Origin of the sequence: Streptomyces sp. SM1 (genome assembly GCF_002910825.1) — a bacterium.
Classification (GTDB): Bacteria; Actinomycetota; Actinomycetes; order Streptomycetales; family Streptomycetaceae; genus Streptomyces; species Streptomyces okerensis.
This window is the reverse complement of record NZ_NEUB01000019.1, coordinates 1-10,114: the sequence shown is the minus strand read 5'-3', so window position 1 is coordinate 10,114 and position 10,114 is coordinate 1. Positions and strand designations below refer to the sequence as shown.

The following is a 10,114-nucleotide window of genomic DNA, read 5'->3' as shown; positions in this document are numbered from 1 at the left end:
GGTCTCCGCCCTGGATCATGAAACCGCTGATCACCCGGTGGAAGACCGTGTCGCCCAGGACGGGGTCCTGCCGGCCGTGTACCGGGAGAAGTCCACCGGTACGACGCCCCCACCGCTGCGCGTCGCCGACTTCCGGCTGCCCGCCCGACCGTGACCGGTACGGGGCGGCCGTGCGGGTAGTGTGAAGGCCCGCCGAGCCGCCCCCCGTCTCCCTGGAGGTCCCTGCCCGATGGCACAGTCGGTGGGTATCAAGGACGTCGCCCGCGTCGCCGGAGTATCCGTCGGCACGGTCTCGAACGTGATCAACCGCCCGGACACGGTCGCCGCCGAGACCCGGGCGCGGGTGCTGTCCGCCATAGACCGGCTCGGCTACGTCCGCAGCGAGTCGGCGCGCCAGCTGCGCGCCGGCCGCAGCCGCATCATGGGCCTGCTCGTCCTCGACATGGGCAACCCCTTCTTCGTCGACGTCGCGCTCGGCGCCGAGCGCGCCGCGCGCGAGGCCGGGCTCGGCGTGATGGTCTGCAACAGCGCCCAGAGCCCGGGCGAGGAGGCCGAGTACCTCTCCCTCTTCGCCGAACAGCGGGTACGGGGCGTACTGCTCACCCCGGCCGACGCCACCGGCCGCAACATCGAGGCGTTCCGCCGGCACGGCATCCCCTTCGTCCTGGTCGACCGGGTCGCCGAGGGCACCACCGAGTGCTCCGTCTCCGTGGACGACGTGGCGGGCGGCGCGCTGGCCGTACGGCACCTCGTCGACGCCGGGCACCGCTCCGTCGCGTACGTCAGCGGCCCGCCCGGACTGAACCAGGTGCGGGACCGCCGCACCGGCGCCCTGAACGTCCTGGCCGAGGCCGGGCTCGGACCCGACCGCCTGACCGAGCTGCCCACCGAGCGGCTCGACGTGGCGGCCGGACGGGACGCGGGCGCCCGTCTGCTGGGGCTCGCCGAACGCCCCACCGCCGTGTTCTGCGCCAACGACCTGCTCGCCCTCGGTGTGCTCCAGGCGATGTACGCGGCCGGCGTCGGCGTCCCCGACGACCTGGCGATCGTCGGCTACGACGACATCGAGTTCGCCGCCGCGGCGGCCGTACCGCTCACGTCGGTGCGGCAGCCCGCCGTGACCATGGGCGCCCTGGCGGCCGGGCTGCTGCTGGAGGAGACCGAGAGCGACAGCACGGACAAGCCCCACGAGCACCGCCGGGTCGTCCTCCGTCCGGAACTCGTCGTCCGGCGCTCCAGCCTCTCGGCCCGCTGACCGGAGCCGCGCAAGGATTGCCTGATCCCGGGCTCGTTGGCCGGACGAACATGTGCTGAACTGGGTGACGGCCCGACAATCCGTTCGCCCCAGGAGTTCCCTTGCCCGTCAGCTACCGTCAGCCCGGAGTGGTCCTCACCGACCGCCGGTTCACCGTGCCCCTCGATCACGGCAACCCCTCGGGGGAGACGATCGAGCTGTACGCGCGTGAGGTCGTCGCCAGTGAGAAGGCGGGCCAGGACCTGCCCTGGCTGCTCTACCTCCAGGGCGGCCCGGGCTTCGGGGCGAACCGTTTCGTCGGCAGGCCGTCCTGGCTCGGCCGTGCCCTCGCGGACTACCGGGTACTCCTCCTCGACCAGCGCGGCACCGGCCTCTCCACCCCCGCCAACCGGCAGACGCTCCCGCTGCGCGGCGGCCCCGCCGAACAGGCCCGCTACCTCACCCGCTTCCGCGCCGACTCCATCGTGCGGGACTGCGAGGCCATCCGCCCCCGGGTGACCGGCGGTGCCCCCTGGACCGTGCTCGGCCAGAGCTTCGGCGGCTTCTGCACCGTCACCTACCTGTCCCTGGCCCCCGAAGGTCTCGACACCGCGATCGTCACCGGCGGTCTGCCCTCCCTCGACGCCCATGCCGACGACGTCTACCGGGCCGCCTATCCGCGCGTCGAACGCAAGGCCGCCGCCCACTACGCCCGCTACCCGCAGGACGTCGAACGCGCCCGCCGCGTCGCCGACCACCTCCTCACCCACGACGTCGTCCTGCCGAACGGCTACCGCTTCACCGCGGAGGCGTTCCAGTCCCTCGGCCGGATGCTCGGCACCGGCGACGGCAGCCACCGGCTGCACCACCTCCTGGAGGACGCCTTCGTCCGCACCCCGGCAGGCTCCGCCCTCTCCGACACCTTCCAGGAACAGGCCCAGGGCCTGCTGTCGTTCGCCGGCCACCCGCTGTACGCGCTCGTCCATGAGGCGATCTACGGCCAGGACGGCCGGCCCACCGCCTGGTCCGCCGAACGCGTACGGGCCGAGTTCCCCCGCTTCGACGCGGCCAAGACGCTCGCCGGGGACGAACCGCTGCTGTTCACCGGCGAAACCGTTCACCCCTGGATGTTCGACTGCGACCCGGCCCTGCGTCCCCTGCGCGAGACCGCGGAGCTGCTCGCCGCGCGGACCGACTGGACGCCCCTCTACGACCCCGCGCGCCTCGCCGTCAACGAGGTGCCGGCCGCGGCTGCCGTCTACCACGACGACATGTACGTCCACACGCCCCACTCGCTCGAGACCGCCGGTACGATCCGCGGTCTGCGCACCTGGGTCACCGACGAGTTCGAGCACGACGGCGTGCGGGCCGGCGGACCCCGCGTCCTGGACCGGCTGCTCGCCCTGGTGCGCGACGAGGTGTGACACGTGCCCCGGGGGGATGTCGGTGCGGCGGGTTAGTCTGCGGGCATGAGCGAGCCGACGACCCGTCAACTCCAGCCCATGCCCGACGACTGGCAGCGCGCCCTGGCCGTCGTCGCCCACCCGGACGACCTCGAGTACGGCTGCGCGGCGGCGATCGCGTCCTGGACCGACGCCGGCCGTGAGGTCTGCTACGTCCTGGCGACCCGCGGCGAGGCGGGCATCGACACCCTGGAGCCGGCGAAGTGCGCACCGCTCAGGGAGCGGGAGCAGCGCGCGAGCGCGGCCGTGGTCGGTGTGTCCGAGGTGGACTTCCTCGGCCACGCGGACGGCGTCATCGAGTACGGCCCCGCGCTGCGCCGGGACATCGCCGCCGCGGTGCGCCGGCACCGGCCCGAACTGGTGATCACCCTGAACCACCGGGACACCTGGGGCGGCACCTACTGGAACACCCCGGACCACGTGGCCGTCGGGCGCGCCACGCTGGACGCGGCCGGTGACGCCGGCAACCGCTGGATCTTCCCGGAGCTGGTCGAGCGCGGCCTCGAACCCTGGAACGGCGTCCGCTGGGTGGCGGTCGCCGGTTCCGACAGCCCCACGCACGCGGTGGACGCGACCGCCGGGCTGGAGCGGGCGGTGCGCTCCCTGCTCGAACACCGCACGCACATCGAGGCGTTGACCGGCGAGGACCCGGAGGCGTACGCACGCGGCCTGCTGACCGGGTTCGCCGAGGAGACGGGGAAGCGGTTCGGGAACCGCCCGGCGGTCGCCTTCGAGGTGTTCTCCCGGTGAGTGTCGTGGACGGTGACGAGGACCTGCTGGCGCGGAGCTTCGAGGAGCACCGGAGCCATCTCGAGGCGGTCGCCTACCGCATGCTCGGCTCGCTCACCGAGGCCGAGGACGCCGTCCAGGAGGCCTGGCTGCGGCTGGGCCGGGTCGACCCCGGCGAGATCGGCAACCTGGGCGGCTGGCTGACCACCGTGACCGGCCGGATCTGCCTGGACATGCTGCGCTCCCGCACCGCCCGCCGGGAGCAGCCGATCGACGAGACCTTCGTCCCGGACCCGGTCGTCGGATCCCTGTCCCCGGCCGGCCCGGAACAGGAGGCGCTGCACGCGGACGCGGTGGGCGTGGCCATGCTGGTGGTCCTGGAGAGACTGGAGCCCGACGAGCGGCTGGCGTTCGTCCTGCACGACATGTTCGCCGTGCCGTTCGACGACATCGCCCCCGTCGTGGAGCGCAGCGCGTCCGCCACCCGGCAGCTCGCCTCCCGGGCCCGCCGCCGGGTACGGGACACCACCCCCCGGTCCGATCCCGACCTGGGCCGGCAGAGAAAGGTACTCGACGCGTTCATGGCCGCCGCGCGCGGCGGTGACTTCGAGGCACTGGTCGCCGTCCTGCACCCGGACGTGGTGCTGCGCGCCGACGCGGGCGCGCTCGTCCGCGGCACGGCCGTGTCCAAGACACTCCGGGGCGCGAAGCCGGTGGCCCAGTCGGCGATGATGTTCGCCCGCTACACCGCGGCGGCGAGGATCGTCCTGGTCAACGGCGCGCTGGGCCTGCTCAGTGTGGAGGAGGGCCGGATCCGTTCGGTCATGTCGGTCACCGTCACCGACCACCGCATCACGGGCCTGTACATCCTGGCCGACCCGTCCCGCCTGGAGCGGCTGACCCTGCCGGACACCGGGAACTGACACCGGCGACGGCCTGCCCGGGCCGGCTTCCCGGCCGGCGTCCGGTCCGCCCGGAGGCCGCCATGTGGACGACGCGGCGGCGGCCGGTCATCCGTCTCGACGGCCGTCCTCGGCACCCGGTCGGCGCGGCCGTCGCACCGCAGCTGTGTCATGCCCCCGAAATCGGCCCAGGCACGCCCGATCGCACGGCTCGGCGCGAGGGCCAAGGCCTTGTCGGAGCGGCGGTCGGTGTTCCGGCAGCCATGGTGCCGACGCCATGGACCGGCCGCATGTGAGCGGGTGCGCGTGTCTCCCCGCGTGCGTCGGTGCCGCGCGGCTCTCGCCGGTCCGGCGGAGGACCGCGCCGACGGGGTGAGCCGGTGAGCCGGCTGCGACCCGGCCGTATGCGTCCACCCGGGTGAACCGCAGCGGTACCGGGGAAGGTGCCGCACCGATCACCGATCACCGATCACCGATCACCGGTCACCGGTCACCGGTCACGGTCGCGTCGGTTTCTCGTCTCCGCCGGTGGATTCCGGCACCGCCGGACGCGCCGTGCCCCGGCGTTCCGGCCACAGGCGCAGTCCCTCCGGCATCAGGGTCAGTCGTTCGGTCACCCGCAGCCGGTAGCCGGGCTCCGCCCGCAGCTCGTAGCGGCGCAGCAGCAGCCCCAGGACCAACGTCGCCTCGTGCAGCGCGAACTGCCGTCCGATGCACGCGCGCGCCCCCGTCCCGAAGGGTTTGAACGCGTGCGGCGGGCGGGACCGTACCGCCCGTGCGTCGAAACGGTCCGGATCGAACCGTTCCGCCTCCGCGCCCCACACCTCGGGGTCCCGGTGCAGCATGGGTGTCAGCACCAGCGTCCACGCCCCCCGCCGCATCGGGTGCTCGTCCGCCAGCACCGTGTCCCGCGTCGCCTCCCGGGCATAGGCCGGCGCCGTCGGCCACAGCCGCAGCGACTCGTCCAGCACCCGCCGTACGTAGCGCAGCTTGGCCACCTGTTCGTAGCCGGGGGCCGGCGTGTCGCCCCAGACGCGGTCCACCTCCGCGCGGGCCCGGGCCGCGACCCCGGGCTCACGGGACAGATAGTGCAGCGCGAACGACAGCGCCCCCGACGTCGTCTCATGACCGGCGACGAGGAACGTGATGACCTGCCGCCGGACGTTCTCCGCCGACAGCCGTTCCCCGGTCTCCGGGTGCGCCGTCTCCAGCATCCGGTCCAGCAGGTCCCCGCACCCGCGGCCGCCGGCGCGCCGCACCCGCACCACCTCGTCGACGATGCGGTTGAGGTGTGCGATGTCGGCCGCGTTCCGGCGGCCCGCACGGCGCAGCAGCAGCGGAGTCAGCGGCGCGGGAACGCTGTTCAGCCGCTGGGCGTAGGTGAGCGTACCGACCATCGCCGTGACGAACGGGTGCGGTCGGGCCCGCTCGAAGGACCCGAAGTCGTGCCCGAACCCGGTCCGCGCGATCGTCTCCAGCGTCAGCTTGGTCATGTCCCCCGGCACGTCCACCGGCCGGCCGCCGGCCGCCGCGCGGTCCCAGTGCTCCGTCAGCCGCTCCGCCACGGCCAGCATCATCGGGTGGTACCCGGCCATGGCCTCACGGCTGAACCCGGGGGCCAGCACATCGTGCGCCAGCTGCCAGTTGGGCTCGTGGTTGTACGCGGTGAACAGGCCGTCACCGGCGACCGGCCGCAGATTGGCGACGCCCAGCCCGACATGCTTGGCGAACCGCGACTCGTCGGCCAGATCGGCCACCAGTCCGGCGCCCCAGGTGAACACGAACTCCTTGCCGAACGCGTTCCGCCGGAAGATCGGCCCCAGTGTGTCCGCGTACTTCAGCGAGTCCTGCAGCGGTGTGTGCCGGCTCGCGCCGACGATGTCGCCGAGCAGCGGCAGACGGTACGGCGGACGGGGGATGCGGTGCAGCCCGGGCCAGCCCTGCTCCGCGCTGCGGAACCCCTTCGGCAGTCCGGTCCGTGTCGTCGTCTCCGCCATGACGCGATCTCCTTCGACCCGGCGAGCGAGTACGGCCTGTTGTACGCGAGTTCAATAACGCGCTTCAGTCTGGGCCGGTTGTTGAACCGGCGTCAAGTAAAGTGCGGGGATGGCCGTGAACCAGGGCGGGCGCACACGCCGCCGGCTCAGCACCGAGCGGCGCAGGGAGCAGCTCCTGTCGGTCGGAGCGCGGCTGTTCTCCGAGAGCCCGTACGACGAGGTGTGGATCGAGCAGGTCGCCGAGATCGCCGGGGTGTCGCGAGGGCTGCTGTACCACTACTTCCCGGCCAAGCGGGACTTCTTCGCGGCCGTGGTGGAGCGCGAGAGCGAGCGCATGCTCCGGATGACCGCGGCGGTCCCCGGCGTCCCGGTGCGCGAACAGCTCACCGCGGGACTCGACGCGTATCTGGAGTACGTCGAGGCCCACGCTCACGGCTACCGCGCCTTCCACCGTGCCGACGCGGCGGGGGACCAGGCGGTGCGCAGGGTCTACCGGCGGGCGATGGCCGCGCAGGAGCGGCAGATCCTGGCGGCGCTCGTGGCGGACCCCGAGTTCGGTCCGCTCTGCGCGGCGCGGCCGGACGCCCGGCTCGCGGTGCGCGGCTGGCTGGCCTTCACCGCCGCGGTCTGTCTGGAGTGGCTACGGGGCTCGGACCTGGGCCGTGAGCAGGTCCGTGACCTGTGCGCACGTGCGCTGCTCGGCGTGCTCACCCCCTGAGGGATCTCGTGAGGATCACGTCACCTGGTTGGCGCGCACCCCGATCTTGGGTAAGTTAGGCAAGGCTTACCTAAAAGGAGGTTCGGGATGGGTGACGACACGCACGGCTGGACGGCCGCGCCGAGCGCGGCGGAGCGGGCCCGCTCGGTGCTCGCCGCCGCGTGGTCCTGCGCGGTGACCGCGGAGGGCGCCCGGGAGGAGTTCGTCGGCGCGCACACCGTGACCGACGACGGACGGGTACTGCTGGAGGTGCCCGAGGACAGCGCCCTGCTCGCCGCCGCGGTCTGCGCGCCCCGCGGCGAGCCCTCCGCCGTACTGGAGTTCGCCGACGCCGCCCCCGTCCCGGTGCGTGACCGGATCCGCGCCCGGCTGTGGCTCGCGGGCTGGTTCTCCGCCCAGGACGGCGCTCTCGCCTTCCGGCCGACGCGCGTGGTACTCCGTCAGGCGTCCGGCGCCGTGCTCGTCGACCTCGACGACTTCGCCACCGGCGCGCCCGACCCGCTGGCCACCGCCGAGGCCCGGCTGCTGACCCACCTCGCCGACTGCCACGCCGACGCGGTCGAACGGCTCACCCGCCTCGTCGACATGGGCAGCCTGCACGGCGCGGTCCGTGTCCAGCCGCTCGCCGTGGACCGGCACGGACTGACCCTGCGCATCGAACGCGTCCGCGCGGACGGCGACGTACGGCTGCCCTTCCACGCGCCCGCCGACGACGTCGCCGCACTCACCGAACGCATGCACGCACTGCTCTCGCAGGCCGCGGCCGCCTCCTGCCCCCGGACACTGCAGCGGCAGCGCGCGGACGGCGACGGCGACGGGTGAGACGAAGGGCGCAGCCGCGGTTCACCGCGGCCCCCCGTCCACCCGGAACCCGCTGACCGCGCCCGCCCTCGGCACACGGCGGGCCGCCGTCGGTGCGAAGGCGACGCGGTGCGGGGCGTCACGCCGTCCTCAGGAACGGGAGGAGGCGCCATGACGGTTCCGGCGCAGCCGCTGCGGAAGGCGGAGCCGGTCCCGCAGCCGGGTCAGCCGCGGCAGCCGCTCGCGCTGCTCCCGCGAGTGCCGGTCCAGCTCCTCGAACAGCCGGCGAGTGCGGTGCTCGGTGTCCATCTCGTCGAGGATGCGGTTGACCTCGGTCAGTACCGCGCCCAGCAACTGCCACTGGCGCGCGTCACGCCGGGCCTCCTCGAAGAGCAGCTCGGCCAGCCTGTCGCGGGTGGCCGCCGCCTGGCGCAGCTCGGAGGCGAGCCGCTCCTCCGCCGACTCGGCGTTGGCGCTCGTGCTCGTGGTCACCAGCACCGCGAAACTGACCACGGCATCGGCGATCTCGGACAGCAGCTGCTCGAAGACGGCGCCCGTCTCCCGCGCGAACAGCCGGCCGGGCCCGCGCTCCTTGGACAGGTCGGTCAGCGTGCGGGCCAGTACCCGCAGCACCACCGTGCAGATCTCCAGCGTGTCCAGTCCCGTGCGCAGCACGATCCGGTGCAGCAGTCCCTCACGCACCCGCGGATTGAGCCGCAGACTGTCCTCCGCCTGCCGGAGATCCGCGTCCACCTCGTAGATGTCGTGGTCCAGCCGGCGGGCCTCGTGCAGCCGGGCCGCCGCGCGCTCCGAGGGCGGGCCCTCCGCGGCCTCCTCACCGATCCGCAGCATCAGCTGCCGCACCCGCCGTGCCAGCTCCTCGATGGACTCGCCGGCCTCCTCCACCCACACCGGCGGGGCCAGCAGCAGGTTGAAGCCCATGCCGACGACCGCTCCGATCAGCGTCTCCACGATGCGGGCCCAGGCGGTGTCCCCGTGGGTGGTCACCCCGAGCACCAGCATCGCGCTGATCGCCACCTCGGGGACGAACTCGTCCACCCGCACCAGATGGCCGACGATCAGCGACGACAGGAGGAGCAGAGCCAGGCTCCACCAGGTCAGACCCACCAGCAGGCTGAAGAGGATCGCCAGGACGACCCCGGTCACCACCGCGTTCACCCGGCGCAGCCCGGTGGTGAGCGTGGAGTACAGGGTGACCTGGACGACGAGCAGCGCGGTCAGGGGCGCGGTGAGCGGGGCGGCCTCCGGACTCAGCCGCACCGCGATGACGTAGGCGACCGTGGCCGCCGCGGCCGACCGCAGCGTCTGCACGGCCACCGGGTCCCGGCGCCGCTTCACGAAGCGAACGGCCGGCTCGGTCATCTCACGTACGGCTTGCATCCTCGGACGGTTCCCCTTCCCCTGACACGTCGAACGTGTTCGGGAAGGACGGCAGCCCCTCGGAGCACAGGCGGCCGGACCTACAGCGTGTCGAGGAAGGCGAACAGGTTGCCGCGCGTGCGCTCGATCTGCTCCTCCAGGGTGAGGCTCTCCTCGAACCGGGGGCCGCTCTCGGACACCTTCCTGCCGCGCAGATAGAGGGAGCAGGCCAGGTCGGTGCACATGTAGGCGCCGACCGAGTTGCCCTCGCGGCCGGCCGTGCCCGCCTTGCGCGCCGTCATCAGGGCGACACCGCCGCGCGGGTGCGTCGTCAGGCACAGGGAGCACATGCTGCGGTGCAGGAAGCCGCGCCGGGCGGGCTGGAACGGCATGGCCACCCCGACGGGACGGTCGTCGCGCTCGACGACCAGATAACTGCGGTCGGGTGCGCCCGGATCCCGCCAGCCCAGGAAGTCGAGGTCGTCCCACGGGCGCAGCTCCAGCTCCCTGGGCACGGCCAGCCGCCTGGCCTCCCCTTTGGAACAGTTGATGAACGACGTGCGGATGTCCTGCTCGGTGAGCGCTCTCATGGCGGCCGTGTCTCCTGGCGGGTGCCGTGCGTGGTTGTCCGTGATCCTCCGGAACCCGGAGGGCCGGGTTCCCGGCTCAGGGTAGGGACCGGGTACCCGGAGGAGCCAGCGGATTTCCCCGCCGACCGTGCCCCGTCGCGTTCCGTACGCTGTACCGCAGCCGCAGCCGCAGCCGCAGCCGCAGCCGCAGCGCCGAGGGGGAGGGGAAAGCGATGGGGGACACCTGGGAGCGGGCCCGCAGGGCGCTCACCGGAGCGGGCCTGCCGCCCGGCGCGCTCGCCCGCGTGCGCCCGCTGAGCG

The 10,114-nt window shown here is 73.3% G+C and carries 10 protein-coding genes; 6 read left to right on the top strand and 4 right to left on the bottom strand.

The window, feature by feature from the left end:
- Window positions 1–229 precede the first annotated feature (229 nt).
- The 4 genes from B9S61_RS00320 (at window position 230) to sigJ (ending at window position 4,349) form a co-directional block, all read left to right on the top strand.
- On the top strand, window positions 230–1,255 hold the full coding sequence (locus tag B9S61_RS00320; RefSeq protein WP_103540366.1) for a LacI family DNA-binding transcriptional regulator: 1,026 nt from the start codon (window positions 230–232) through the stop codon (window positions 1,253–1,255).
- A gap of 101 nt (window positions 1,256–1,356) precedes the next feature.
- Complete coding sequence (locus B9S61_RS00315; RefSeq protein ID WP_103540365.1) at window positions 1,357–2,658, top strand: alpha/beta fold hydrolase; 1,302 nt, start codon at window positions 1,357–1,359, stop codon at window positions 2,656–2,658.
- 45 nt (window positions 2,659–2,703) lie between these two features.
- Complete coding sequence (locus B9S61_RS00310; protein ID WP_103540364.1) at window positions 2,704–3,447, top strand: PIG-L deacetylase family protein; 744 nt, start codon at window positions 2,704–2,706, stop codon at window positions 3,445–3,447.
- Complete coding sequence (sigJ, locus tag B9S61_RS00305; protein ID WP_103540363.1) at window positions 3,444–4,349, top strand: RNA polymerase sigma factor SigJ; 906 nt, start codon at window positions 3,444–3,446, stop codon at window positions 4,347–4,349. Before B9S61_RS00310 ends, sigJ begins: the two co-directional genes overlap by 4 nt.
- 476 nt (window positions 4,350–4,825) lie before the next feature.
- Here the strand turns inward: sigJ and B9S61_RS00300 are convergent, their stop codons facing one another.
- On the bottom strand, window positions 4,826–6,325 hold the full coding sequence (locus B9S61_RS00300; RefSeq protein ID WP_103540362.1) for a cytochrome P450: 1,500 nt from the start codon (window positions 6,323–6,325) through the stop codon (window positions 4,826–4,828).
- 109 nt (window positions 6,326–6,434) lie between these two features.
- On the opposite strand from B9S61_RS00300, the gene B9S61_RS00295 reads away from it, so the two are divergent.
- Window positions 6,435–7,043: a TetR/AcrR family transcriptional regulator gene (locus B9S61_RS00295; RefSeq protein WP_103540361.1), complete on the top strand. Its 609-nt coding sequence runs from the start codon at window positions 6,435–6,437 to the stop codon at window positions 7,041–7,043.
- Between the two features lie 87 nt (window positions 7,044–7,130).
- On the top strand, window positions 7,131–7,865 hold the full coding sequence (locus B9S61_RS00290) for a DUF2470 domain-containing protein (RefSeq protein ID WP_103540360.1): 735 nt from the start codon (window positions 7,131–7,133) through the stop codon (window positions 7,863–7,865).
- Window positions 7,866–7,994: 129 nt separating this feature from the next.
- Here B9S61_RS00290 and B9S61_RS00285 read toward each other — a convergent pair whose 3' ends face one another.
- The 3 genes from B9S61_RS00285 to B9S61_RS41415 form a co-directional block, all read right to left on the bottom strand.
- Complete coding sequence (locus B9S61_RS00285; RefSeq protein ID WP_103540359.1) at window positions 7,995–9,245, bottom strand: aromatic acid exporter family protein; 1,251 nt, start codon at window positions 9,243–9,245, stop codon at window positions 7,995–7,997.
- Between the two features lie 80 nt (window positions 9,246–9,325).
- Window positions 9,326–9,814, bottom strand: a complete 489-nt coding sequence (locus B9S61_RS00280; protein WP_103540358.1) for an FBP domain-containing protein — start codon at window positions 9,812–9,814, stop codon at window positions 9,326–9,328.
- Window positions 9,815–9,890: 76 nt separating this feature from the next.
- The coding region (locus B9S61_RS41415; RefSeq protein ID WP_219819878.1) for a hypothetical protein at window positions 9,891–10,114 on the bottom strand (224 nt) is incomplete at its 5' end.